The organism is Cohnella sp. GbtcB17 (genome assembly GCF_019091135.1).
GTDB lineage: Bacteria > Bacillota > Bacilli > Paenibacillales > Paenibacillaceae > Cohnella.
On sequence record NZ_JAGXJW010000002.1, the window covers coordinates 57627 to 83698 of the forward strand.

Below are 26072 nucleotides of genomic sequence, written 5' to 3' on the forward strand. Positions count from 1 at the left end.
TTATGCCTGCGGATTCGAGGCTGATGCAAACGACCTATGTCCATGATAATAGCCGAAGGCATTTCGAGACAAATCTTTTTTATGTCTTTATACGTTTTCGTGATGAAAGCGCAAAAAAACGCCCCTCGCGTCTTTATCCAATCGAGGGGCGTCCGAATCCGGACAAGCAGATGTGCGGTTTATTTTTGCAGCGACTGCACCAATCGGAGCAGGGCGGTTGCCGCTTCCGCGCGGGTCGCCGGCGCTTCCGGATCGAAGCTGCCGCTGTCCCTGCCAAGCAGAATGCCGCTGGAAGCTGCGGCGCCGATCGCGGGGCGCGCCCAGTATGGAAGCTTCGCATCGTCCTTGAACGAGGTCGCTCCTTCCTCAGTTTGCCATTTCGCGGCACGCGCGAGCATCAATGCCATCTCGGCGCGGCTAATATGAGCCGCCGGACGGAAGCTGCCGTCCGGATATCCCTTCAGGACGCCTGCCGCCGTGCCTTCGCGAACTAGCTTGGCCGCCCAATCCGGCAGTTCGCCGTCGTCCGAATAGGTGATTGCGGCTGCCGGCTCAGTGTCCTGCTGCGCACCGGCGCCGATCGCGTTCATGAGCATAACCGCGAATTCGGCACGGGTGACCGCCCGGTCGGGTGTGAAGTGGCTTGCGTCCGTCCCGTTCACGATCGAACGCGAATAGGCTTCGCATACATACTTCTTGGACCAATGCCCTTCAAGATCGACGAACGGACACTCGGCGACCGCCCGCTTGCGAACGAGCGTCAGCACGTAATCCTGCGCACCGCCGGGCGAAGCGACCCGGATCGTGAACACGTTGCTGCCTTCGTTCAGCTTCACGACGCTGTCGCCGCTCCAAGCCGCTCCGTCGAGCAGCAGGCTTGAGCCGGCGATGTACGACACGGCGCGAAGGGTAGCCTCTGCCGATTCGGTCTCCGCGCTGTATGCGAACTGCTCCCGGTTGAAGCTTGGCGTCAGCGCGAGCTCCGAGTCATCCTTGGTCGACCTGGCCGTCAGTTGCTCCAGCCGGGGCGATGGCTGGTACACCGCTGGCGGCGGAGGTGGCGGTGTCACGGCCGTATTCACGGTAAACGTCACGATTACGGCGGAAGCGCCGACATTGCCGACCGCGTCTGCCGCCTTCGCAGACACGTTGTGCGAACCATCGGCAAGCGGCGTTGGCTGCGTGAGACTCCACGCTCCAGAGCCGTTCGCAGTTGTCGTGCCCGATGCAGCACCGTCAACGAGAACCGTGACAGTGCTGTTCACTTCGGCGGTTCCCGAGTAGGTTGGCGTGGAATCGTCCGTTATCCATCCGTTCGCCGGGATCGTCACGACGGGTGCGAGCGGGGCTGTCGTATCGACGGTGAACGTGTTCGTATTTGAATCCGGACTCGTATTCCCCGACCCGTCGCTTGCTCTGGCAAGTACCGTGTGCGAACTGTCGGTTAGCGGCGTCGGCTGCGCAAGACTCCAGTTGCCTGAAGCATCAGCCGGCGTCGTGCCGATCGAGGTTCCATCCACGACGACGTCAACGGTGCTGTTCGCTTCGGCCGTTCCCGTGAAAGTCGGCGTCGAATCGTTCGTGGTCGACCCGTCGGCCGGGCTCGTCGTCACCGGCGCCGGAGGCGCAACCGTATCGACGATGAAGGCGTTCGTATTTGAATTCGGGCTCCAATTTCCGATTGCATCCTTCGCTTGCGACCACACCGTATGGGCACCGTCGACGATGTTGCCCGCCGGCGTGTAAGACCAGTTGCCAGCAGCGTCGGCATTTACGTTACCGATACCGGCCATGTCTACGAAGACTGTTATTTCCACGTTCGGCGCCCCGGTTCCGCTAAAGATCGGCCTGGCGTTGTTCGTCTTCGATCCGTTTGCCGGACTAACCGTCACCGGCGCCGCCGGAGCCGTCGTATCGACGGTGAACGTGTTTGTATTCGAATTCAGGCTTGTATTTCCCACCCCGTCACTCGCTCTTGCGAGTACCGAATGCGGTCCGTCGGAGAGCGGCCCTGCCGATGTGTACGTCCAGTTGCCCGAGGCATCGGCGGTCACCGGCCCCAACGTGACGCCGTCAACGACGACCGCCACAGACACGCTCGCTTCGGCCGTCCCCGAATAGGTCGGCGTCGAGTCGTTCGTGGTCGACCCGTTGGCCGGGCTCGTCACGACCGGCGCCGGCGGTGCCGTCGTATCGACAGCAAACGTGTTCGTATTCGAATACACGCTTGTATTTCCAGCCCCGTCGCTTGCTCTTGCGCGTACCGTGTGCGAACTGTCGGTTAGCAGCGTCGACTGCGTCATGCTCCAGTTGCCCGAAGCGTTCGCCGGCGTCGTGCCAATTGAGCTTCCATTCACGACGACCGTGACGATGCTGTTCGCTTCGGCCGTTCCCGAATAGGTCGGCGTCGTATCGTTCGTCGTCGAGCCGTTGGCCGGGCTCGTCACGACAGGCGCCGGAGGCGCCGTGGTATCGACGGTGAACGTGTTCGTATTCGAATCAGGACTTGTATTCCCTGCTCCGTCGCTCGCTCTTGCGAGTACCGAATGCGGTCCTTCCGCGAGCGGCAGCGCCGATGTGTATGACCAATTGCCCGAGGCATCGGCGGTCATCGGCACGGACGATGCGCCGTCGACGACGACAGTCACGGACATGTTGGCTTCGGCCGTTCCCGAATAGGTTGGGAACGTATTGTTCATCACCGAACCGTTTGCGGGAGTAACCATTACCGGCGCCGACGGCGGCACCGTATCAACGGTCCAGGCGTAAAAAGCGGGGCTCTGATCGACATCCATGCCGTCAACGGCTCTAACCGCGAACGTATGATTTCCATCTGCAAGGCCTATAATGGAGACCGGCGTTGTGCAGCCCGTAAATACCGAAGCGTCCAGGTTGCATTCAAAACTGGCACCCGGCGCAGACGAAGAAAATGTAAACGTCGCAGTCGTGCTGTTTGATAGAACGGGCGGAGCGGTCACGATCGTCGTATCCGGTTCTGCCGCGCTTGCCGTCAGCGGATAACCGACCAGCCAACCGAAAGCGAGCGCCCCCGCCATAAGTATTTTCATTGCAGTATGTACAAAACTGCGCACCTCTTTATAAACCTCCTTTAATTAGTAGAATGCCAATAATTACTATAAAGGAAAATACGACAAAAAACGATAGCGTAATTGTCGCTCTCGTGAGGGTTCGCATTATAGGAGAGTGGAGGTGAGGTAGGACCATAAGAGTTTTATTAAGGAGTTCCCGCTTGACGGTAGCGCGCTCAGGGGAACTCCGTTGGGCCACAAGCCGGATGCGTTACGCCTTTTTGCCAGCGTACTCGGCGTTCGCCGTATCGAGCATCGACTTCCAGTCGGCGAATCGGGTCTCTCTGGCCACGTGCCGCTCCCACAGCTCTTCATGGAGGTTCTTGATATCCTCGTGGGAGTATACTTGAAAATTGCCCTTCTCAAGAAATGCGAGGAACGAATCGAAGTTCGTGTACTTGCTCATGAACGCTTCGTTAAACAGCTTATCCAGCGAGACATGATTCGGATCCTCCTGGAACGTACGCTGGCCCTGCAGATCCTTTAACAATTCTTCCATCGACATCGGTTTTTGCTTTTTCAAACGACCACTCCTAATTTTTAACGATACTCCATTATTGCCGCATTCCGCCAAAGTTACAAGTCTGCGGACACGATTCTATTGCGCAGGAGCAGTTTTGAGGCGGTAGGTGGAAAAGTAACGCATCGTGTAGCCGCAACGTCTGTACGGGCTCGTACTGGGCTCGGCGCCGTGGATGATGCGCGAATCGTGGAGCGAGCACTTGCCCGGCTCGAGTTCGAAATAGGCGGCTTTCTTTTCGTCCACTTCGCCCTTGATTTGCGTCGCGAACACATTGCGTTCGGCATCGATGTCCTCATATTCGGAAAATCCGCCCCGGTGGTGCCGGGAAAGACGCGCATGCAGCCGTTTTCCCGGTTGCTCATGTCAATCGCGAGCCATACGGTCACGATATTGTCGAAGGAGCTGAGCCGTCCGTTCCAGTAGGCGGAATTCTCGTGCCAAGGCGTAGCCCGGCCTACATACGGGTCCTTGCAAATAAAGTGGCTCGACCACAGTCCGATATTCGGACCGATGATCGGCTCGACCAAGTTCAGCACTTCGTAGCTCAGCAAAAACGAGAGCATACGCTCGTCGCGAAAATGCGGCGTATTCAGCTCGTCGGACAGCTTGGCGCCCTTTTTGAGCAAGCTGATCCTCGAAGATCGCGGTCAACTCTGCGAAGCGCGCCGGGGAAAACAGCGGCTTCTTGTGCAGATAATAGCCTTCGTTGCGATAAAACGCTACCTCGTTATCGGTCAGTACGGACTGCGTCATGCGCGGATGCCTCCTCGATTCTGATCGTTGCAGTACCGATTATAGAGCGCCCCGCCGTCCCCGTACTCGCCAAAAATTAACGAAAAGTATGCTTATCTTATCCTGCTTCCAAACGCATGTCTCTAATCCCGCAGCATCTGCATCGCCCAGCGACGCATTTTGGCCACATACGGCTCAAGCTCGTGCTCGTTCGCGAGCTCGTTGAGCAGTGCCGTGACGAGGAAGCGCCGCGGCTTTTCTTTCTCCCCCTCGTCCCGAAGCAGCTCGAGGATCTGCTCCAGCTCCCGCTTGCGCGCGTTGGGCACGCTCAACTCGCGGATCGTGGAGGCTGCTTGCTCGAGCACCAGGGCGCCGCAGCGCTCGATCGCTTCCTGCAGCGTCTCCAGCTTCTCGGTCTCGAATTCCTTCATAAGGTCGGCCGAGAGCATCGGCTCCGCCTTTCGCGAGAGCAGACCCGCGACCAGATCGTCCATCCGGTCTGCGAAGTACGACGCCAACGCCGACTCCGAGATCGGCTTGGCGAACATTTTGATCAGGTGAAGATACTCCTTCGCCATCGCGTTCAGAATCATGACCGCATCCCAGGTATGCGGCTCGAGCGCCTCCCCGTACCGGCGCTGCAGCACGCCGCGATAGTAGTTAAGCAGCTTGGCGCGCTTGCGGAACATCAGCGGACCGAGCTTGTCGCCGGGAATCGCGGGCTTCTCCTTCAGCGAATTGGCGACGAACAAACCGCGATTGAGAAAATAGTCGAGCTGATGACGGATCTCCTCGACGAACAGCTCGCGCGAAGAGAGCTCCGTCCGCTCGCGAATCCGCTCGGCATCCTCCATGATCCGCGTGAAGTGTACTTCCATGATCTCGATGTACAGGTCCTCCTTGGAAGGAAAAAACTTGTACAGCGAGCCCTTGGCGATGCTGCAGTCGTCCGCTATATCTTGAATGGAAGTCGACTCGTAGCCCTTCTCCGCGAACATGCGCTCGGCCGACTCTATAATTTTGTTTTTAAGGATGCTCATAGGCCCTCCTGAAAAATAAGGATTGACAAAGACGGTCTAACACGATACAAATAGGCCTGTAGCCTTTTATGACTGAACGGTTTTTGTTAAAACCCCTTAGTCAAAAGTTAACGGAAAATCGGAATTCCGTCAAGGCGAAGGCCCTTATTCAGAAAGGAATGAGTACTTATGGCAAACACGCGCACGGCCTCACCCGCCCAAGCAGAGCCTTTCTCGCTGCTCAAGCTGCTGCCGCCGCTCCTCGCCGTAATTATCGGCATGTTTATGGTTATCCTTGACACGACCGTCGTCAACAACGCGATTCCGACGCTCGTCGACGACTTCGGCACGACGCTGCATCATCTGCAGTGGGCCGTCACCGGCTATACGCTCGCCCTGTCGGCCGTCATCCCCCTCGCCGGCTGGTTGACCGACAAATTCGGTTCCAAGCGCGTCTTCATCGCGACGATCGTGATGTTCACGCTCGGCTCCGCGCTCTGCGCGCTGGCGACGAACACGGAGCAGCTCGTCGTCTTCCGCGTCATCCAGGGCATCGGCGGCGGCATGGTCGCTCCGATCGGCATGGCGCTCGTCTTCCGCATCTCGCCACCGGAGAGGCGTGGCGCGGTCATGGGCATGCTCGGCATTCCGATCCTGCTTGCTCCGGCTCTGGGGCCGGTGCTGTCGGGCTACTTTGTCGAGTACGTCTCGTGGCGCTGGACCTTCCTCACCACCCTGCCGACCGGCGCCGCCGCCGTGATCGTCGCGTGGCGCTACCTGCCCGCGTTCGAACGCGGCAAGCCGCCGGCACTTGACATCCTCGGCATGATCCTCGGTCCGATCGCATTCGCCATGCTGGCGTTCGGCGTCAGCGAGGGCGGCACGGACTGGGGCTCCGCGCGCACGTTAACGGGCCTTATCGTAGGCGGCGCAGCGCTCCTGCTCTTCATCTTCGTCGAGCTGAGGCATCGCCAGCCACTGCTGGAGCTGCGCGTATTCAAGAGCTTCGCCTTCACGCAAGGCATTATCTTGTCTTGGATCCTCTATGCAGCGCTGTTCGGCTCCATCATCCTGTTCCCGCTCATGCTGCAGCAGGCCAAGGGCTATACGCCGCTGGAGACCGGCCTCATCCTGCTGCCGCAGGCGCTTGGCTCCATGCTCGGCATGCCGATCGGCGGCCGCCTGTTCGACCGGTTCGGCGCTCGTCCGATCGTTATCACAGGTACGGTGTTCATCTCCGCTGCGCTGCTCATCATGTCGCAGATCACGCTTGATCGTCCGCTGTACGTCATCATGCTCAACCTGTTCCTGCTCGGCTGCGGCATGGGGCTGTCGATGATGACGATGAACACTTACATCCTCAATACGGCGCCGAAGGAGCTGGTCGGCCGCGTCACGCCGCTTACCAACTCGGCTCAGCAGGTCATCGTGTCCTTCGCGGTCGCCGGTCTGACGGGTTACTTGTCCACCCACAGCGACAAGGTTTTGGCAGCCTACAAAGGTCCCAACCCGCTCGAAGCGGTCGTCGGCGCGTTCGGCGACACCTTCCTGCTCACTTCGGGCTTCGCGATTGCCGGCTTCGTGCTCAGCCTGTTCATCCGCCGCGTCAAGCCGGCCGCGCAGAAGAGCGGCGCAAGCGATACGCGGGCGGAGGAGAGCATGCTGGCAGGGCATTAAAGCGAATGATAATTGAATAATAGAAGCTAGACCTCATGGCGCTATGCTGCGCCAGTGTCGCTTAACGCGGCGCTGGGTGTGGTATAGCGCCTTTTTGTTCGCGGGAGTGCCTGAAGCCGGGCTGACGCTGTTCGCGGCGGCGCTTGGAGCAGAATAGCACAATAATTGTGCGCGGCCTTGTGCCGGGCTGACGCCGTTCGCCACGGCGTCTGGAGCAGAATAGCACATTTTTGGGCTATTCCGGATGGTTAGCGCGGACTCGGTGCCGGGTTGGCCTGTTCGCGGCGGCTCCAGTTGCAGAATAGCACATTATTTGTGCTATTCCGGATGGTTAGCGCGGCTTCGTGCCGGGTTGACGCCGTTCGCGGCAGCACCCGTTGCAGAATAGCACAATATTTGTGCTATTCCGGATGGTTAGCACGGTCTTGTGCCGGGCTGACGCCGTTCGTGGCAGCACCCGTTGCAGAATAGCATATTTTTGGGCTATTCCCGAAGGTTAGCGCGGGCCTCGGTGCCGGGTTGGCCCGTTCGCGGCGGAGTCTGGAGCAGAATAGCACATTATTTGTGCTATTCCGGATGGTTAGCGCGGCTTCGTGCCGGGTTGACGCCGTTCGCGGCAGCACCCGTTGCAGAATAGCACATTTATTGGGCTATTCCGGATGGTTAGCGCGGCCTCGTGCCGGGCTGACGCCGTTCGCGCCGGCGCCTGGAGCAGAATAGCACAATATTTGTGCTATTCCGGATGGTTAGCACGGTCTCGGTGCCGGGTTGGCCCGTTCGCGGCGGCTCCAGTTGCAGAATAGCACATTATTTGTGCTATTCCATGCCTTTCGCTCCCCCGTGCAAGGCCCATGCCGTTCCTAGCGGCGGTCGGCGTGGGTTCTACGCAGATTCCCCTCAGGAGCCGCTGTGGATCTCCGCCTTTTCGTAATAAACGATACAGAATGCGAGCGATATCGCGAACAGCGCCGCCAGGATGATCCCTCCGGGCACGGCGTATGCCGCGGCATCGATCTCCTGAAGGCCCTGTCCGAGCTCCCGGACCGGCCAGTAGGGCATGAGCCAAGGGAACAAAAAGCCTCGCGCCCCGTGCCCCATCTCCCCGATCAAAGTGACGAGCGCGGCAAGCGCGCCAAGCACCGTCGAGGGAATGACGCTGCGGCCGACCATGCTGATCGCCGCGGCCAACGGCACCGTGCCGAAGGAGAGCGCGCAGGCAAGCAGGTTCATGCGAATCCCCGCGCCCAAGGCCGCGGTGTCGATCGGCTGCGTGAACGACGCGATAAGCGCGGTCGCGAGCGTCGAGACGCTGGAGAGCGCCGAGGTGACGAAGATCAGCAAGAGCGCGGTCGCCAGCTTGGCCAGAAGAATGTTCACCCGCGGCACCGGATAGGCGAACAGCTGGTTGATCGTGCGCTCCTGGTATTCGCGCGAGACGATATAGCCGATCATGAGCGCGAACATGAACGGCGCCAGGATCGTCATCGTCATGCCCTGACGATAGAACATATCCTGCAGATCGATGCCCGGCGAAGCGCCGTCCGGGGTCACTCTCGGCAGAAATCCCGACCAGGTAACCAGATTGGCCGGCAGCGCGCCCGCAAGTACGAGCAGGTACATTTTCGTATGCTTCAGCTTCATCAGCTCGGCGGCGATCAGCCGGTTAAACATGCCGCCCGCCCCCCGTCAGTTTCAGAAAATAATCCTCGAGGCTATCTCCCGACACCGCCAATTCCCGGACGCCGACGCCGCCGGCCGCCAGCGCGGCGCTGACGCGTTCAGGCTCCTCAACGTATTCGTATAGGCGCAAACCGCCGGAGCCGGATATGACATAATCGGTCGTTCCCAGCTTCTGCTCCAAAATAAAAGCGGCCTTCTGTTCGTCCGTCACCTTGATCTCGAGGCAATGCCGGGTCTTCCGGCGCAAGGCCTCGCTCTCGATCTCCTCCAGCAGGCGTCCGCCGTGGATGATGCCGATCTTGCTGGCCAGCTGCTCGACTTCGCCGAGCAAATGGCTGGATATTAAAAACGTAATGCCCCGCTTCCGCGCGAGCTCCAGGAAAAGCTGTCGCATTTCCTTGATGCCGCCTGGATCCAGTCCGTTCGTCGGCTCGTCCAGCAGGAGCACCTCCGGCCGATGCAGCAAGGCGGGGGCGATGCCGAGCCGCTGCTCCATGCCCAGCGAATAGCTTCTGACCTTCTGGTATTTGGCGCTCGTCAGACCAACGATCGAGAGCGCCTCGTCGATGCTCTCCTTGTTGCCCATGCCCATCATGCGCCGGTGAATCTCCAGATTTTCCGCCGCGTTCAGGTTCAGATAAAATCCCGGGTACTCGATGATGGCGCCGACGCGCGACATCGCCATGCTTCGATGGCCTTGCAGCGCGGTCCCGAACAATTCGATATTCCCTTCCGAGGGATGGATCAGTCCCGTCAGCATCCGCAGCGTCGTCGTCTTCCCCGCTCCGTTCTGCCCCAGGAATCCGTAGATATCGCCGGCGCGAATCGTCATGTTGACGTTGTCGACGACGGTTTTGCCGCCGTAGCGTTTGGTCAGCCCTTCCGTGCGCAGGATGCAGGTCATAGGTTTGCCTCCCTGTGAAGCTTCGGATATCGGTGCAGGACGGAGTCCATCGAAGCGTCCGGCTCCTGTTTAAGCTGTTGGTCTAGAAAAGTCAGCGTCGCGGCCCGGACGATGGCGAGGCATTGTTCCGAGGAGGTGCTTCCGTTAATCCCGACGAAGCGGCGAAATACGCTCCCGACGTACAACCCGATATCCGACATCTTCATATGGGCGCTGCCTTCGATCGAATACAGGTTGCCTGAAGTCTTCAAGGCGTCGGCCAGACCGGCGATCGCCAGCCGCTGCCGCTCGTAAATTTCGGCATAGGCTTGTTGGCTGCCATAAGCCGTCGCGACGGCTTGCCGTTCATCGTCGGGCATATCCGCCCACTTCTTCATCAAAGGCTCGCGCGCCGAGATCGCCTGCAGGTGAAACTCGTCGTTTGCCAGCATGAGCAGCGGCGCAATACGCTTGGTCGGGTCGGATGCGACGTAGACGGCGCCGTCCAGATTGACGGCGGCCTTGATCCTGGGATCGCGCACGGCCAGATTGTAAGCCGCCGCGCCGCCGAGCGAATGGCCGACGACGCCGATCGCCTGCAGGTTCAGCTTGCCTTTCAACAACGCGTCCGCCTCGCCGGCATTAAACGCCGCGAGCTCGTCGATCACGAAGCTGTCGTCGTCCGCCATGATCTGCGTGATCGCCGCGAGCGGGTCGCCTTCGTCGAACGAAGCCGTCGCATCCCGGTCCGTCACGACGCGACCCGGCAGCTCGGCCGCCGACGCGACGTAAGTGTGATCGACGGCCACGACGACATACCCGTGACTGGCCAGATCCTCGCATTGCGCGGTATGCGCCTCCATCGTCGTACCGCCGCCGTGCGAGAACAAGACGACAGGGTAGCTCGCCTGCCTTCCCGATACGGGTACGCCCTCTTGCGCATGCGTCTTGACGAGCGTCAGCTGCTTGAACAGGATAGCGGGCATATGGTAGCCCGCGGCGAACGCTTCGACAAGTCCAGGCGAATCGTGAAAATAAGCGGCATACGGCTTGCCGGCGGCACGGGTTGCCGGATAATAGATTTTGACCGCCAACTGCCGCATGGCCGAAGCTTCCTTCAAAAAAGGCTCGACACGCCTCTCGTCGGTCAGGTAAGCGTACTTGACGCCGACGTCGTAATCGCCGGTCGGCGACGGAAGCTTGAATACGGGGAGCGCGTAGGCTGCGAGCGCAGTCAAGCCAAGGCATAATGCAGACAGGCCGGCAACCGCGCCTTTAACGATTCGCGCATACAGGCGATTCGGCATCCGGAGCTTCGCGCTCGCCGCCGCGTAGACCGCGTACAATACGACGAATGCGTAGGAAAATGCCATTTGGCCGCGAAAACCTTCGGCGGCGCCATGGATAGCAAGCGCGAAGACGTTAACGCCGGTGAGTCCGAGCTTGACAACGATAGGCCGCTTGCGGCTTGCCCAGGACAGGCAGGCGAGCAAGTTGGCGACGAGCAGTGCGACTTCGAATTCTCTCATGTGGCTTCCTCCTTTGTGAAGCCCAGTATAACGACGCGGCCTAACGCGACTTTCTCTTATTTCTAACGAAGTTCTTACATTTCCGGCGTTCTCGGCCGGAGGCGGCTAATCTTTTTGCAAACTGAACGAGAACACGGTTTTCTCGCCCGGCCGACTGGACGCGGCAATCTGCCCGCCCTGCTTTTCGACGAGGTTCCTCGCAATCGCCAAGCCGAGCCCCGTGCCTCGCAGCGACGCATTCCGGGAATCCTCTCCCGTATAAAAACGTTCGAACACGCGGGGCAAATCCGCCGGGGGAATGCCGCGGCCGCGATCCCATACGTCCACCCATGCAAAGTCCCCTTCCTCCCGCACGGCAACGCCGATCTCGCCGCCGTCCCTCCCGTAGCGCAGCGCGTTGGACAGCAGGTTTTCGAGGACGCGCCGAAGACCTCCTCCGTCTGCTCTAACATGCAGGGGCGCATCGGGGAGACGAACCGAAGGTTCGATCCCGGCTTTTTGAAAGTCCGGGTAAAAGCCGAGCAGCACCTCCTGGACGATATCGACCAGATTCATTCGTCGGAGTTCGGACGGCGCGTCGTCCGCCTCCAGTCTGGCGAGCTCAAAAAAAGATTGCAGCCGTTCCAAAAGCGAGCCGCCTTTGTCGGCGACGATGCGGAGGAATTCGGTCCGTTCCTCCTCCGTCAGCGTCGCATCGCTTCGCAAAGCCTCGATATACCCAAGAAGGGAGGTGAGCGGCGTACGGAGATCGTGCGAGAGGCTCGCGATCATCCGTTTGCGTTCGTCCTCGAGAACGAGCATGCGCTCCGTCGTTCGCTGAAAATAGTCGATCAGACGGTTAAGTTCCCCGCTAAGCTCTTCGATGGGTTTGCGCGGCGCGGGCAGGCGGTACCGCAGATTCAGATTGCCTGTCCGAAGCTCCTCCGTCGTCCGCTTGAGCTTCCCGAGCTCGCGAATCAAACGCCGCTGATGGACAAGCAGGTATGCGCATGCCAAAAGGAGGCCAGTAACCAGCATGCCGGGCCACGTCATGCGCGCGCCTCGCCAAGCTTGTAGCCGAAGCCCCACACGGTTTGAATATAGACGGGATTGGACGGATCCCGTTCGATTTTCGCCCGCAGCCGGTTGATATGGACCATGACCGTGTTGTCCTCGGACAGGCTCTCTTCCTGCCAGACCGCCTCGAAAATTTGGGATTTGGTAAATACGCGCGTCGGGTAGGTCATGAACAGCTTAAGGATGGCAAACTCTTTGGCGGTCAGCGATTTTTTCTCGCCCGCTGCTTCCACCTCGAAAGAGCCTGCGTTCAGCGCCAAGTCGCCGTGCACGAGCAAGCCCGTCTCGCGGTCCGCGGATTCGCGATTAAAATCGACGTACCGGCGAAGCTGCGCCTTCACCCTTGCGACGAGCTCCCCGATCGTAAACGGCTTCGTCATATAATCGTCGGCGCCGAGCTCCAGTCCGAGTATTTTGTCGATCTCGCTGTCCTTGGCCGATAAAATCAGGACGGGAATCGTCCCCTTCGCCCGGATGCGACGCAGCACCCCTTGGCCGTCTACGCGCGGCAGCATCAGATCCAGAATCACCAGCTGATAATCATGCTCCCGGATACGGGCGAGCGCTTCTTCGCCGTCATAGGCAGCATCGATCCCGAAGCCTTCCTTCGCCAAATATTTGGCGACGAGCCCGTTGATCTCGACGTCGTCTTCGACCAGCAAGATTCTTTTCATCGGAAGCGGCTCCTTCCTGACTTCTATTTCATACCTCCGATTATAGGCGTCGCTGTGGTGCGTTTCGATGGACCTGCGTCTAGAAAAGCAAAGGAACCGGCCTCATCCTGAGGCGGTTCCCGGCATGCGTCATTGCATATAGAAGATTAATTCGACGGATAAGCGAAAACGACCTCGTGCACGCTCAGCTTCGCGCCAAGCATGATGCCGCTGCCGGGACGCGCTTGCTCCCCGTGACCGCCCGGATGCCCTCCCGGCTCGGCGCCCGCTTCAGGCTTCGGACGGGCGTGTGCATGCGCCTGCTTAAACGCATCGCTGTTCACCCAGCCGTCGAAGGCCGCGCGGTCTTCCCAAGTCGTGCACACTTTGAGCTCGTCGTGCTCCGCCAGCGATTCGGTCAGCAGTTCCATCCGGACGAAGCCGGGCGCGTGCTGGACGCCCTTCGGATTTTTGAAGCGCTCGGCGACTTCGGCGACGTGCCCCGACTTCACCTTGATGGTATTGATGGCGACGATCATACACAACATTCCTTCCCATGTCGGTTTTGTACCTATTGTAGCAAAGGGGGAATGGCGGCTCAAACGGCGCTGGTTGCGATGCGGGGCTGTGGAGCTTGATGAGGCGCAAAGCAACCGACTTCATTTGAAATAGTGGTCAATAAGCAGTTATTTCCCCGCCAATCCGCATATCCGCAATAAATAATTGTCAAAAGGCCGCTAATTTCCGCTCAAACGTCATATTTTCGCATCCCGCAACACAATAACTGCCTTTTAACAACTATCTGCTGCATGCTTCCGAGTCCGCACGAAATAACTGCCTTTTAACCCTTATTCCGTGCTGGGCCGCGCAGGGGGAGGCCTTGATGGGCTGGGTCGCGCTGGCTGGATCGCACTGTACGAAGCTGTGCTGGTGGATGAGCCGAGCATCCGTGCTGAGCCGCCCAAGGCCACGACTCCCCTCGCCCCTCCCTTGTCCGCGCAAAACAAAAACCCCTGCCGGATCGACCGGCAAGGGCAAGCTAGTTCTGTTCGCGTCGCGAAGCGAATTACTTGCGAATCGTCTTGAGGCCCGTGGACCAGGAAATGACTTGGTCCAGCATTTGACCGAGCGAGGTTGCCTGCACGTCCTTCGGCTTGAACACCGAGCCGTTCTCGAAGTCGGTGAACAGCGAGAGCGCCGGGTGCACGCGCACGTCCGCGACCGACAGCTCGCCGAGGATGCCGCGGAGATGCTCCGCCGCACGGGCGCCGCCGACCGAGCCGTACGAGACGATGCCCGCGGCCTTGTCGTTCCACTCTTGGCGCACGTAGTCGAGCGCATTCTTAAGCGCGCCCGTGATGGAGTGATTGTACTCCTGCACGATAAACACGAATCCGTCGCAGCTGGCGACCTTCGCCGTCCATGCTGCTGCGCCGGATGCGTCCTGGCCCGGCTCGCCGAGCAGCGGCAGCTTGAAGTCGGCGATGTCGATGATCTCGTATTCGGCGTCGCCGCGCTTGTCCGCGAGCGATTTCACCCACTCGCCTACCTGCGGGCTGAGACGGCCTTCGCGCGTGCTTCCCAGGATAATACCGATTTTCAACATTGGATTGCCTCCCTTGGCTAATATGGGTTCAATTCATTGTATCACCAGCTCCAAGATTAACCAAAGCCCGTCCGATTTATGCAGCTTCCCTGAAAGCTGAACTCGCGAATACCGCGTCGGCCGGACGGCAACTAGGCACGCGATACAGGCGATACCGTTGATGCAAACGATGCGGTCGATGCATACGCCACTTCCGGCAAGTCGACCATGGCAGGCGTAGGCGCGATGCCAAGACAGCGGCACATGAGCGGAGCGAGCAGCAGCTGCGGCAGCGCGGATTCCCCGCGTCCCCGTTCGAGCATAAAGCGCGCGTCCCCCAGCAAATAAAGCGGGACGCTCCGCTCCTCGGCCGCCGTGCCTCCGTGCTGCCCGGACGCGCTCATCCCGTGGTCGGAGGTGACGAGCACGCTGTACCCGAGCGACAGCCATTCGGGCAGAAGCGAAGCGAGCATGCCGTCCGCCGCCCGCACGGACGCCTCGTACTGCGGACTTTCGCCGCCGAACTTGTGGCCCGCGTCATCGATATTCATCGTATGAACGTACAGAAAATGCGGGTCGTACGCCTTGCGCAAATGCTCGGCGTCCGCGAACAGGTGACTGTCCGGATAGTGGTCCTCGAAATAGAAGCTGCCATGCTGGATCGGTTTGTCCGCATCATGCTGGTGACGGTCCGCAAGCGGTCGGAAAGGAGCCGCGTTGTACAGCTCGCTGACCCAATGATACGCGGCGGCGGCCGTCCCGAGTCCCGCTTCGGCGGCAAGATGGAATACGCTGCGCTCGCGGCTGAGACGCGCGATATGGTTGGCCGTGATGCCGTTTTGCGCGGCGGGGGTGCCGGTCAGCAGCACTTCGTACAGCGGGCGCGACAGGCTCGGCAGCTCGGACCGGACTTTTAAGCAGACCGCCTCGCCTTGCTCTGCCAGATGCTCCATGTAGCCGAGGTATCGGCGCGCGGCGTCGTATCTTAATCCGTCCAGCACGACGACGATGAGCTTCGGGGATGTTGGATTCATGCACGCTCTCCTCCTTTAATGGGCGACCGTCCACTGCAAACGATGGGCGCGCAGCAGCTGCGTCCACTCGCGCGGCGCGGCGACGTTGCTGACGATCGTATGGACGCTCCGCAGCGGGACGATCTCCACGAATGCTTCCTTGTTCAGCTTGGAATCGTCCGCGAGCACGATCGTCTGACCGGCCGCCTCTGCCATGCGCCTGGACATGCCCGTCTCGGCAAGATCGTAATCGCTGATGCCCCGGTTCGGCGATACGCCGCCGACCGAGATGAAGGCTTTATCGACGCGAAATTGCGAGATCGTCCGCTCGGCCATCGTACCGGACATGGACTGCTGCTCCGGGTTCAGCTCGCCGCCGATGACGATGATTTTGCCCGTAAACCGCCCACCGTTCAGCGACTCCATGAGGTGGTAGGCTACGGCCAGGGAGTTGGTCAGCACGGTGAGCCGCTCGCGGCCCGCGATCGCCTTGGCCAACTCCAGTGTCGTCGTGCCCACATCGATGGCGATCGTATCTCCCGACGAGACGAGCGCGGCGGCCGCCCGGCCGATGCGCTCCTTCTCCTGCGCCTTCTCTTTTTGACGCTGCAAATACGGAGGTTCGTAGTTGGTCTGCTTGCTCGGCACCGCGCCGCCGTACACGCGCTTCGCCAGCCCTTCCCGCTCGAGCAGCAGCAGGTCCCGGCGCACCGTCTCCTCCGACACGGCGAAGCGTTGCGACAGCTCGGGCACCTTGACCCGCCCGTCCAGCTTCAGTTGGTCCACGATGACGCGCTTGCGTTCTTCCGACGAGATGGACATCGCGCTTAAGCTCCTTCTTTCTCCAAATGCAGCAGCTGCGATTCGTCGAGTGCCAGAAGAACGGGACTCTGTTCGGCGAGCGGCAGCGAGCGGCCGTCGTTCAGCGCGTCGATCGTGAGCCGCACGCCGGCAGCCTCGACGCCGTACCGGATGACGTTGCCGAGGATCGATACGGAACGAATCATGCCCTCCGCGATGCGCCGATCCGACCCTGGCGAATCGGTCCGTCCCTTCAGCAGCACAACCGACTCGGGACGAATGGCGAAGCTCTGCGCCGCGCCGTCGACCTTGCCGAACAGCTTGAACGCATCCGTGCGGCTAAGCACGTTGTAGCTGCCCATGAACCGAGCGACGAACTCGGTCCGCGGCTTCGTATAGATCGCCTCCGGCGAGCCTTCCTGAACGATGCGCCCTTTGTTCATCAGGCATACGCGGTCGGACAAGGCCGGCGCCTCCTCCTGGTCGTGCGAGACAAAGATCGTCGTCATGTTAAACTGGCGCTGGATCGCCCTTATTTCCGTCCGCAGGTTTTTGCGGATTTGCGCGTCGAGCGCACTGAGCGGCTCGTCCAGCAGGAGTACTTTGGGCCGGACGGCCAGAGAACGCGCAAGCGCCACACGCTGCTGCTGCCCGCCCGACAACTGCTGGGGATACGCGTCCCGCTTGTCCGTCAATTGCACGACGGCGAGCAGCTCCTCCGCCCGGTTCCGTCTGGCCGTCTTGTCGATGCCCCGCATTTTTAAGCCGTATTCGATATTTTGGCCGACGGTCAGATTCGGGAACAACGCATAAGCCTGAAACACCATCCCGATCTCCCGGCTTCGCGGCGGCAGCGTGGCGATGTCTTTGCCGTCCAGCAGGATACGCCCGCCGTCGATGTCCGCGAGCCCCGCGATGCAGCGCAGCAGCGTGCTTTTCCCGCAGCCCGAAGGACCGAGCAGCGTCACGAGCTCGCCTTCCCGAATTTGCAGGTTCACGTCGTCCAGCACGTTCGCCGATCCGAATCGCTTGCGGATGCCTTGCAGCTCCAGGTAGTCGCTCATCGTTTCATGCCTCCGTTCACTTTTTGACCCAGCTTCATGAGCAAGGCGGACAGGATCAAGATAAACGCAAAATAAGTGATCGCGATGGCGCTGGCCAGATGTCCGCTCTCGCCCATGCGCCGGTAGAGGTACACCTGGATCGTCTGAATCTGCCCGCCGACGAGCATATTGGTCAGTACGAACTCGCCGAACAGCACGGAGAACGACAGCAGCGCGGAGACGAGCACGCCGGGCCAAATATTCGGCAAAATGACCGTCGCGAACGCGCGCATCCGGCTCGCGCCGAGCAGCTCCGCAGCGGAGAGCAGCGGTCCTGCCGATACGGTCAGCAGACTGTTGCGGATGCCCTGGTACATATAAGGCAGCACGACGACAAAGTAGGCGCCGAGCAAAATGTAGGCCGTGCCGGAGATGTTAAGCGGACCGGAGGAATAGGCTCGGATCAGCCCAACCGCCGCGACGACGCCGGGCACCGCGTAGGGAAGCACGACGATCCCCTTCATGAGCGACTCCAGCCTCGGCATGTAGGTCGTAATGACGAACACCGCGGGCAGCATGACAAGCAGGCTGATCGCGACGGCGATCAAGCACAGATACAGCGAGGTCCAGAGCGACTCCAGGAAACGAAGATCGCGGAACATGCCACGGAACCATTCGAGCGTCCAGCTCTCGGGCAGCAGCGTCGTCTGCCATTCCCGGGCGAACGCATAGATGCAGGTGGCCAGGAGGGGCAGCAGCAAATAAACCATCAGCAGCAGCAGCAGCGCGCGATGCGCGGGTCCCGCCCGCCTGGTCGTAGCGTCCATTACAGCTCCTCCTTGGCGGCGGCTGCCGCGGTCCATGCGCGCTGCGGCGAAGAACGGCGTCTGCGAGCCGGGCGAGAGGCGAATACGGTGTCGAGACGCCGGGCGCGCTGGGTCATCTTATGATTGAGAAAGACGGCGAGCAGCGTCGTGAGCGCCAGAATGACCGCGAGCGCGTTGCCGAGCTGCGGCTGGTTGACGACATCGCCCGCCACGAGCGAGCCGATCCGCACGGCCAGCAGATTGTAGTTGCCGCCGACCAGCGCATAGGCCGTCGCGTATGCTCCCATCGCGTTGGCGAACAGAATGCCGACCGTGCCGAACACGGCGGGCGACAGCACCGGCAAGCCGATGCTCGTCCAGAACTGCCAGCGGCTCGCGCCCAGCAGCGACGCGGCTTCGCGCCATTGCTCCCGGATGCCGTAGAAGGACGGGTACAGCAGCAGGAGCGCGAGCGGTACCTGGAAGTACACGTATACGAGCACGAGCCCCGACCAGCTGTACAAATTAAAGTCGGCGAACACGCTCCAGCCCCACTGCTTGAACAGGAGCGTGAACACCCCGTTGCTGCCCAGCAGCACGATATAAGCGAAGGCGAGCGGAATGCCTTGGAAATTCGACGTCATGTTGGACAGCATCAGCAGCCGGTCCCTCGTTTTCGAAGGAAATCTCGTGATCGCGTACGCGCAGGCGAGGCCGACGACGATGCCGATCGCGCTAGACGCGGCGGAGATGAGCAGGCTGTTCTTGATCGCCTGCATATAGTAGGCGCTTTGCAAAATATGCGCATAGAAGCCAAAGGAAATGCCCGAGCCGGATTCGGGCTTCAGGCTGCCGGCCACCATCGATACGACCGGGATCAGCTGAAACAAAAGGACCAACGCCAAAAAGGGGACGAGTCCCAGCCACATCCACCGATTGCTTCGTTTCAAACGCGCCACGCTCCTGTCGGATCGGAGAGACGCCTTCGGCCGAAGTGCGAAGACGCCTCGTTAGAAATTAGTTCATGTGGACGAGGACGCGCTCCTGCCACAGCTGCGGAATTTGCTTGGCCGTCTCTTCCCACGCCTTGTAGTCGTTCACCGGCTTCACGTTCGTATAGGCTTCCTTCGGCAGCAGCTTCGCGGCCACGTCTTCCGGCAGCTTCACGCTGTCGCGGATCGGTCTTGCGTAGCCCTTGGCGAGGTTGATCTGACCTTCATCGCTCAAGATATATTCGCGAGCGAGCTTAGCCGCGTTCGGATGCGGCGCGTACTTGTTGATGATCGTGGCGTACCCGCTCACGACGCTGCCTTCCGTGGGGATCGCGACGTCGTACTGCTCCTTGCCGAGCTGATCGCTGTAGTTCAGCGCGTTGAAGTCCCACAGCAGCGTCACTTGCACTTCGCCCTTCTCGATGTTGGCGAGGCTCGCTTCCGCGTTGGAGAGACGGCCTTCCTTCGCCAAGCCTTCGAAATACGCGATGCCCGGCTCGATGTTCGTCTCGCTGCCGCCGAACGCGATCGCCGCCGCGAGCACGGCCATTTGGGCTTGCGCGGCTTTGGTGACGTCGCCGACGATAATCTTGTAGTCGCCTTTCTTCAGGTCTTCCCAGCTCTTGGGCGGGTTCGCGACCAGCTTCTTGTTGGTCAGGAATCCGATCGTGCCCTGGTAGCCTACGATCCAGTGACCGTCCTTGTCCTTGGCCCAAGCGGGAATCTCGTTCCAGTACGAAGTTTTATAGGCTTGCGTGACGCCCTTGTCGATCGCGACCGAGCCGAAGGCGATGCCGACGTCGCCGATGTCCGCGGTCGGCTTGTCCTTTTCCGCATCGAACTTGGCGATCTCCTCGGCGCTCGACATGTCAGTGTCCGTATGCGACAGCCCATATTTAGTCTGCAGATCCGCCCACGTATCCTTCCAGTTCGCCCAGGTGTCCGGCATGCCTACGCTGACGACGGAGCCCTCTTCCTTCGCGTTTTTCTCCAGGTCGGCGACCGAGATTTCCTGCTGCGGAGCGGCGCTCGCTTCCGCGCCGTCCGCGCTTTTTTCTCCGCATGCCGCCAGCGGCAGCGCGAGCGTGGATAAGACAAGACCCGCAGCCAATTTCCTCTTCAATGCGTTTTTCATCGTTTCCCCTTCACTCCCGCGTGGATTATTGTGGACTATGTCTATATTCTTGTTGTTTTCTCTCCACCTAGAGTGTAGACGGGTACTATTTACGCTGGATTATCCGAACCGGGCCGATTTGTTAAATCGTTTGGGGGATTTCTCGCGAAGACGAATCTAGTATAATGTTGAAAAAGTGCATATTTTGTCAGAAGGAGATTTGCCCTTATATGAAAAGAAAACTAGCGGGTCTCGTGCCCGCAGCGCTGGCGCTCGCCCTGGCTGCAGCTCCGATCGGCGCGTTCGCGGCGGGACCGAAGTTTCAAAGCGCGGTCATGTATACGCTGCCCGCCGGCAGTTCGATCAACGATATCGCGTTCGCCGATCTGGACGGAGACGGACACTTGGACGCGGTCGCGAGCGATTCTTTGAACAATCGAATCGCGATCTTTAAAGGCAACGGCGACGGGACGCTTCTAGCGACACCCGCATACCAACCGGTAGGCGTCTCCCCTAGAAAGATCGCAATCGCGCAACTCGACGGCGACGGTATTCCCGATATTGCGGTAACCAGCTATGGCGACGATAAAGTGACGGTCCTTCTCGGCAACGGCGGCGGAACGTTTAAGCCGGGGATCGCGTATACGGCGGGCGACGGTCCAACGGGAATCTCTGCGGCCGATCTCGATGGAGACAGCTTCATCGATCTGGCGATCGTTTCGCACGACGATCATCAATTGGCCGTCTTGTACGGGAACGGAGCCGGCACCTATTCCGCGCCGGTCTATTATCCTGTCGGTACGTACCCCTACGACGTCATCATTCGAGACTTCGATAAGGACGGAGATCCGGATATGGCCGTCTCCAACGACAATTCGGGGAGCATCAGCGTGCTGCTTAATAAAGGAAGCAGATCCTTTGACCGCAGCGATTTCGGGGGCATTCAGACCCCGACGGTCTTAGTGTCGGGAGACTTCAACGGCGACGGGTTCGTCGATCTGGCGACCGCCGACAACGGCAGCGTCGGCGGCGCTGCCGTCCTGCTCGGCTTGGCCGGCGGCGCCTTCTCGCCTGCCGTAAAGTACCCTACAGGCGCGCATCCGCTCGACATCGCCGCGGGCGATTTCGACGGAGACGGCCGTCAAGATCTTGCCGTTATGAACCAGTTCCCCTCAAGTTCCATTTCCATCCTTAACGGCATCGCCGACGGAACCTTTCAATCGGCAATCGATCTGCCGATTATCGGCTTCTTGGCCGCTGCCGACTTGAACGAGGACGGACTGGCGGATTTGGCCTACGCGAACAGCGTCAGCCTCAACTTGTTGAACAGTCTGGCCGAAGGCGAGCTGGCGTTTTCCTCGCCGACCTTTACGGTTGCTGAGGACGGCGGGAATGCGACCGTGACCGTCAACCGTACGGGCAGCGACTACGGTCAGACGAAAGTACGGATCCAAACGTCGGACGGCTCGGCAGTCGCGGGCACCGACTATACCGCCGTCGACACGACGATCGTCTTCGGCCCCGGCGAGACGTCGAAAAACGTGACGGTGCCGGTCACGGACAATTCGGTCTACGGTACGGACCGGACGTTCGGCGTGACGATCTCCGGTCCGACCAACGGAGCCACGCTTGGCGGGCAGACGAGTGCGATCGTCACTATTCAAGAGGACGAGCAGGCGCCGGATACGACCGCGCCTACCCTTGATCCGACGAAGTTCGCCGCCGTCGACAACTATAGCGGCACGCCGGATCGGCTCGCAGGCGCCGCGGCGGCGGTAGGCGAAGCCGGCGCGATCGTCCGCGCCTACCGCTGGAACGACGACGACACCGACGGCGTCATCGATGCGGGCGAGCTTGAAACGGCGATCGCGCTCGGCACGAGCGCCGGGGACGGCTCTGTCGCAGGCGCCGACATCGGCGACCTTGGGCCAGGCACATACAAGTACGTCATTTCCGCCGAGGACGCCGCGAGCAACGAATCGCCGCGCACGGCAGCGGCGGCCGTGACCGTCACGTTGACGAAGGGTATCGCGCCGGACGTCGCCGATCCGACCTGGCCGGCGGGCGCGGAGCTCGCGGACGCGAACGTCACGCGCACCGGCGTTAAGCTGTCGTGGCCGGCCGCCGCAGACGACCGCGGCGTCGACCACTACGAGCTGACGCAGGACGGCGGCCTGATCTCCTCGCCTGCTGCGGCGACGTTGTCTTACGATGTCACCGGTCTGACGGCCGGTACATCGTACGCGTTCGAGATCGTCGCCGTGGACGCCGCTGGCAACCGCAGCGCCCCGCTCGCCGCGACGGTGACGACCTCGCCGCTGGTCGATCCGGCCAAGTTCGCGGCCGTCGACAACTACGACGGTACGCCGGATACGCTCGCCGGCGCGGCTGACGCCATCGGCCGCGCCGGTGCGACCGTGCGCGCCTACCGCTGGACCGACGCCAATAGCGACGGCATCGTGGATGCAGGCGAGCTCGGCGCGGCCATCGCGCTCGGCACAAGCGCAGCCGACGGCTCGGTCGCGGCCGCCGACCTCGGCGACCTCGCGCCCGGCGCTTACAAGTTTGTCGTTACGGCGACCGACGGCGCCGGCACCGAATCGCCGCGCACGGCGGCAACGGCCGTCACCGTCACGCTGACGAAAGGACTTGCGCCGGACGTTGCCGACCCGACCTGGCCGGCAGGCGCGGAGCTTGCGGACGCGAACGTCACGCGTACCGGCTTCAAGCTGTCGTGGCCCGCTGCCGACGACGATCGCGGCATCGACCACTATGAACTGAAGCAGGACGGCGGCCTGATCGCCTCGCCTGCTGCGGCAACATTGTCTTACGACGTCGCCGGGCTGACGGCCGGCAAGTCCTATGCGTTCGAGATCGTCGCCGTGGACGCCGCTGGCAACCGCAGCGCGCCGCTCGCCGCGACGGTGACGACCTCGCCGCTGGTCGATCCGGCCAAGTTCGCGGCCGTCGACAACTACGACGGTACGCCGGATACGCTCGCCGGCGCGGCTGACGCCATCGGCCGCGCCGGTGCGACCGTGCGCGCCTACCGCTGGACCGACGCCAATAGCGACGGCATCGTGGATGCAGGCGAGCTCGGCGCGGCCATCGCGCTCGGCACAAGCGCAGCCGACGGCTCGGTCGCGGCCGCCGACCTCGGCGACCTCGCGCCCGGCGTGTACAAGTTTGTCGTCACGGCGACCGATGGCGCCGGCACCGAATCGCCGCGCACGGCGGCAACGGCCGTCACCGTCACGCTGACGAAAGGACTTGCGCCGGACGTTGCCGACCCGACCTGGCCGGCAGGCGCGGAGCTTGCGGACGCGAACGTCACGCGTACCGGCTTCAAGCTGTCGTGGCCCGCTGCCGACGACGATCGCGGCATCGACCACTATGAACTGAAGCAGGACGGAGGCTTGATCGCCTCGCCTGCTTCCGGGACGGTTTCCTACGACGTCAGTGGGCTGACAGCCGGCACGTCGTACGCGTTCGAGATCGTCGCTGTGGACGCTGCCGGCAACCGTAGCGCGCCGCTCGCCGCGACGGTGACGACCTCGCCGCTGGTCGATCCGGCCAAGTTCGCGGCCGTCGACAACTACGCCGGCACGCCGGACAGGCTCGCTGGCGCAGCTGACGCTATTGGTCGCGCCGGCGCGACCGTGCGCGCCTACCGCTGGACCGACGCCGACAGCGACGGCATCGTCGATGCGGGCGAGCTCGGCGCGGCGATCGCGCTCGGCACAAGCGCCGCCGACGGCTCAGTCGCGGCCGCCGATATCGGCGACCTCGCGCCCGGCGCTTACAAGTTTGTCGTTACGGCGACCGACGACGCCGGCACCGAATCGCCGCGCACGGCGGCGGCAGTGGTCACCATCACGCTGACGAAAAGCATCGCGCCTGACATTGCCGCACCTGCTTGGCCTGCCGACGCGGCGCTATCGGTCTCGGCCGTCACTTACGAGAGTCTTAGGCTCGCATGGCCTGCTGCTCAGGACGACGGCGGCGTCGACCATTACGAGCTGAAGCAAGGCGCGGGAGCGCCTGTCATCCTGACCGCCGCCGCGCTTTCGCGCGATATCGAAGGCTTAGCCGCTTCGACCGCGTATGAATTTTCCATCGTCGCCGTCGACGCTGCAGGCAACCGAAGCGCCCCGTTGACGGTTACGGCCACGACGCTGCCTCGGCCTGAAACTGCGCAGCCGTCCGAAGCTTCGAGCGAGACCAGACTTCGGCTGCTTACGCTCGAAACCGATGCCGGCTCCGTCAGCTTGACGCCTGCCTTCGATATGGACATACACGCCTATGAGGCAACGACCACGGAGTCGCGCATTACGCTGAATGCCGAGCCTCTTTCTCCAGCCGCCATCTTGCGGATTAACGGACAGAGCGCCCTCGGCAAGCTCCCGCTCGCGATCGATCTTGCCCCGGGCAAGAACGTCGTACAGATCGAGGTTCAGGCAGCCAACGGTAATATTCGCGCTTACGACCTGACGATCAATCGCCGGGACAAGCCTCCGGTTGTCTCTTGCTTCGGCGATATTCGCGGCCACTGGGCGGAAGCGGAAATTAACGAAGCCTGCGCGCTCGGCCTCGTCAAGGGCGGGCCCGACGGCCTCTATAGACCGGACAGCCCGGTCACTCGCGCCGAGTGGGCCGTCATGACCGCTAGATGGTTAAAGTCGGACGCCAAAGGTATCGCTCTGATCTCCGGGTACGCGGATTCGTCCAGCATTCCGGCTTGGGCCAGAGAGGCGATTGACGCCGCGACGGACATCGGCATCCTGAATGGCTATCCGGACGGCACGTTCCGCCCCGCCGTGACGATCAGCCGCGCCGAGATGACAGCCACTCTCGTTAGAACCGCGAATTGGACGACAGATCCGAAGGCCCTTACGAATTTCGCGGACGACGCGAGCATCCCGTTCTGGGCAAAACCGTATGCCGCTGCCGCCGCGATGCACGGCATTATGAACGGCAAAAGCGGCAATCGCTTCGAGCCGGGAGCGCCGACGACCCGCGCCGAAGCGGCGGCGCTCCTCGTCCGATTGACCAGACTCCTTAACTAACTGCGAAAAACGGGATTAGGCAGGTTTATTTCCTGCCCAATCCCGTTTTTGTGTGATCGATATTTAGACATCTACCGCTCAACCACAGTCGTTCGCCCGCTTCACGCCCTCGGAGCCGCCCGCCATCTACTCCTCCAGCTACGCCCGAATCCCCTCGAACCCGCTCTTCACCAGCCGGCGTACATAATCGTCGTCCAGCGGCTCGCCCGTCACCAGCAGCCGGTAAAGGATCGGCCCGTACAGCAGGTCCACGCCCAGTCCGACATCCAGCGTTTCCCGAAGCTGTCCCCGACGTATTCCTTTTTCCAGAATGCCCTTGGCCTCTTGCCGCCGCGGCTGGAAGTAACGCTTCCTATACGCTTCGGCCAAGCCCGCATCGAATTGTCCCTCCCCGACCAACGCCGTGATGATCTTCCCTTCCTTGCTCAACAAAAAACGGGTCAAGTTCACGGCGTGGATCTGAATGTCCTCGAACACGTCGCCTGTGTCGGGCACCGGCAGTCGGGCCGAAGCGGCGGACAAAAATCCGTCCATGACTACCGCCGCTTTGTTCGGCCACCATTTATAGATGGTCGCTTTGCTGACGCCGGCCCGCTCGGCGATTTTCTCGACTGTCACCGCGCCGAAGCCGACCTCCAGCAGCAAATCGTACGACGCGGACAGAATCGCCTGCTGTGTCTTCGGATCCCGGGGCCGCCCCCGCTTGTTCTGCTCTTCCATATTCATGACCGCCTCTCTCTCATACGAGCGGGTATTTCTAAACATTCAAATACAATACGTTCAGTATACAAAAAATCATGCAGAAATAAAA

At 61.1% G+C, this 26072-nt stretch carries 20 protein-coding genes and 1 pseudogene; 2 read left to right on the forward strand and 19 right to left on the reverse strand.

Annotated features, from left to right (window positions below; all coding sequences use genetic code 11):
* Positions 1 to 179 precede the first annotated feature (179 nt).
* The 5 genes and pseudogenes from KVT38_RS01115 to KVT38_RS01130 all read right to left on the reverse strand — a co-directional run bounded on the left by KVT38_RS01115 (position 180) and on the right by KVT38_RS01130 (position 5384).
* Positions 180 to 3092, reverse strand: a complete 2913-nt coding sequence (locus KVT38_RS01115; RefSeq protein ID WP_217591843.1) for an Ig-like domain-containing protein — start codon at positions 3090 to 3092, stop codon at positions 180 to 182.
* A gap of 208 nt (positions 3093 to 3300) precedes the next feature.
* Complete coding sequence (locus KVT38_RS01120; RefSeq protein WP_217591963.1) at positions 3301 to 3594, reverse strand: hypothetical protein; 294 nt, start codon at positions 3592 to 3594, stop codon at positions 3301 to 3303.
* A 93-nt stretch (positions 3595 to 3687) separates the two neighbouring features.
* Positions 3688 to 3882: a phytanoyl-CoA dioxygenase family protein gene (locus tag KVT38_RS34580; RefSeq protein ID WP_254638882.1), complete on the reverse strand. Its 195-nt coding sequence runs from the start codon at positions 3880 to 3882 to the stop codon at positions 3688 to 3690.
* A 47-nt stretch (positions 3883 to 3929) separates the two neighbouring features.
* Positions 3930 to 4175, reverse strand: a pseudogene (locus KVT38_RS35490) (phytanoyl-CoA dioxygenase family protein); the annotation flags it as partial.
* Between the two features lie 312 nt (positions 4176 to 4487).
* Positions 4488 to 5384, reverse strand: coding sequence for a TetR/AcrR family transcriptional regulator (locus KVT38_RS01130; RefSeq protein WP_217591844.1), 897 nt, complete (start codon positions 5382 to 5384; stop codon positions 4488 to 4490).
* A 168-nt stretch (positions 5385 to 5552) separates the two neighbouring features.
* Between KVT38_RS01130 and KVT38_RS01135 the strand changes: the two genes are divergently transcribed.
* Positions 5553 to 7040: a DHA2 family efflux MFS transporter permease subunit gene (locus tag KVT38_RS01135; RefSeq protein ID WP_217591845.1), complete on the forward strand. Its 1488-nt coding sequence runs from the start codon at positions 5553 to 5555 to the stop codon at positions 7038 to 7040.
* An 897-nt stretch (positions 7041 to 7937) separates the two neighbouring features.
* Here the strand turns inward: KVT38_RS01135 and KVT38_RS01140 are convergent.
* From KVT38_RS01140 to KVT38_RS01200, 13 genes are all read right to left on the reverse strand, one after another.
* Positions 7938 to 8711, reverse strand: a complete 774-nt coding sequence (locus tag KVT38_RS01140; RefSeq protein ID WP_217591846.1) for an ABC transporter permease — start codon at positions 8709 to 8711, stop codon at positions 7938 to 7940.
* Positions 8704 to 9624: an ABC transporter ATP-binding protein gene (locus KVT38_RS01145; RefSeq protein WP_217591847.1), complete on the reverse strand. Its 921-nt coding sequence runs from the start codon at positions 9622 to 9624 to the stop codon at positions 8704 to 8706. The genes KVT38_RS01140 and KVT38_RS01145 overlap by 8 nt, the downstream gene beginning before the upstream one ends.
* The gene (locus KVT38_RS01150) at positions 9621 to 11132 is read right to left on the reverse strand and encodes an alpha/beta hydrolase family protein (RefSeq protein ID WP_217591848.1); all 1512 of its coding nucleotides are present in this window, start codon (positions 11130 to 11132) and stop codon (positions 9621 to 9623) included. The genes KVT38_RS01145 and KVT38_RS01150 overlap by 4 nt, the downstream gene beginning before the upstream one ends.
* A gap of 105 nt (positions 11133 to 11237) precedes the next feature.
* Complete coding sequence (locus tag KVT38_RS01155; RefSeq protein ID WP_217591849.1) at positions 11238 to 12164, reverse strand: sensor histidine kinase; 927 nt, start codon at positions 12162 to 12164, stop codon at positions 11238 to 11240.
* Positions 12161 to 12862 carry a response regulator transcription factor gene (locus KVT38_RS01160; protein ID WP_217591850.1) on the reverse strand — a complete coding sequence of 234 codons (702 nt, stop codon included), beginning with the start codon at positions 12860 to 12862 and terminating at the stop codon, positions 12161 to 12163. The genes KVT38_RS01155 and KVT38_RS01160 overlap by 4 nt, the downstream gene beginning before the upstream one ends.
* Positions 12863 to 13008: 146 nt before the next feature.
* Positions 13009 to 13380: an antibiotic biosynthesis monooxygenase gene (locus tag KVT38_RS01165; RefSeq protein WP_217591851.1), complete on the reverse strand. Its 372-nt coding sequence runs from the start codon at positions 13378 to 13380 to the stop codon at positions 13009 to 13011.
* 527 nt (positions 13381 to 13907) lie between these two features.
* Complete coding sequence (locus KVT38_RS01170) at positions 13908 to 14447, reverse strand: NADPH-dependent FMN reductase (RefSeq protein WP_217591852.1); 540 nt, start codon at positions 14445 to 14447, stop codon at positions 13908 to 13910.
* Positions 14448 to 14578: 131 nt separating this feature from the next.
* Positions 14579 to 15460, reverse strand: a complete 882-nt coding sequence (locus KVT38_RS01175) for an alkaline phosphatase family protein (RefSeq protein ID WP_217591853.1) — start codon at positions 15458 to 15460, stop codon at positions 14579 to 14581.
* 15 nt (positions 15461 to 15475) lie between these two features.
* On the reverse strand, positions 15476 to 16261 hold the full coding sequence (locus KVT38_RS01180) for a DeoR/GlpR family DNA-binding transcription regulator (RefSeq protein WP_217591854.1): 786 nt from the start codon (positions 16259 to 16261) through the stop codon (positions 15476 to 15478).
* 5 nt (positions 16262 to 16266) lie between these two features.
* Positions 16267 to 17304, reverse strand: coding sequence for an ABC transporter ATP-binding protein (locus KVT38_RS01185; protein WP_217591855.1), 1038 nt, complete (start codon positions 17302 to 17304; stop codon positions 16267 to 16269).
* A complete protein-coding gene (locus KVT38_RS01190; protein ID WP_217591856.1) occupies positions 17301 to 18110 on the reverse strand; it encodes an ABC transporter permease in 810 nt (269 codons plus the stop codon). The genes KVT38_RS01185 and KVT38_RS01190 overlap by 4 nt, the downstream gene beginning before the upstream one ends.
* Positions 18110 to 19039, reverse strand: a complete 930-nt coding sequence (locus KVT38_RS01195) for an ABC transporter permease (RefSeq protein ID WP_217591857.1) — start codon at positions 19037 to 19039, stop codon at positions 18110 to 18112. The genes KVT38_RS01190 and KVT38_RS01195 overlap by 1 nt, the downstream gene beginning before the upstream one ends.
* Before the next feature lie 67 nt (positions 19040 to 19106).
* Positions 19107 to 20216, reverse strand: coding sequence for an ABC transporter substrate-binding protein (locus KVT38_RS01200; RefSeq protein ID WP_217591858.1), 1110 nt, complete (start codon positions 20214 to 20216; stop codon positions 19107 to 19109).
* 209 nt (positions 20217 to 20425) lie between these two features.
* Here KVT38_RS01200 and KVT38_RS01205 point away from each other — a divergent pair, with 209 nt between their 5' ends.
* Positions 20426 to 25261 carry an FG-GAP-like repeat-containing protein gene (locus KVT38_RS01205; RefSeq protein ID WP_217591859.1) on the forward strand — a complete coding sequence of 1612 codons (4836 nt, stop codon included), beginning with the start codon at positions 20426 to 20428 and terminating at the stop codon, positions 25259 to 25261.
* 138 nt (positions 25262 to 25399) lie between these two features.
* Here the strand turns inward: KVT38_RS01205 and KVT38_RS01210 are convergent, their stop codons facing one another.
* Positions 25400 to 25987: a TetR/AcrR family transcriptional regulator gene (locus KVT38_RS01210; protein WP_254638884.1), complete on the reverse strand. Its 588-nt coding sequence runs from the start codon at positions 25985 to 25987 to the stop codon at positions 25400 to 25402.
* Between the last annotated feature and the right edge of the window lie 85 nt (positions 25988 to 26072).